Source organism: Olsenella uli, assembly GCF_016899935.1.
Taxonomy (GTDB): domain Bacteria; phylum Actinomycetota; class Coriobacteriia; order Coriobacteriales; family Atopobiaceae; genus Thermophilibacter; species Thermophilibacter uli_B.
Map to the genome: position 1 here is coordinate 1 of NZ_JACJJK010000058.1, position 263 is coordinate 263.

1 protein-coding gene is annotated in these 263 nt (G+C 40.3%); it reads right to left on the bottom strand.

Annotated elements, in window-relative coordinates:
* Window positions 1-263 (bottom strand): alanine--tRNA ligase-related protein (locus tag H6A07_RS09845; RefSeq protein WP_204814740.1); only part of this gene is annotated, 263 nt, incomplete at both ends.

Sequence of the window (263 nt, forward strand, 5' to 3'; positions counted from 1 at the left end):
ATCAATTCGGTTAAGTCGATAGGAAAACCGTAAGTATCAGCTAACTCGAAAGCTATCCCCCCCTGTATAATAAGTGACGATGGGTCAACGTCGATTCCTTTAACAACTTCTACCGACGCTATATGCTCGTTTATTAAATTCAGACCTTTTTCTAATGTTCTTAAAAAACCGGTTTCCTCCTCCAAAACAACCTTCTGTACAAAATCCTTCTGATTATACAGCTCATCAAACACGCCCTTAAACTGCTCTGCCAACAAAGGCAC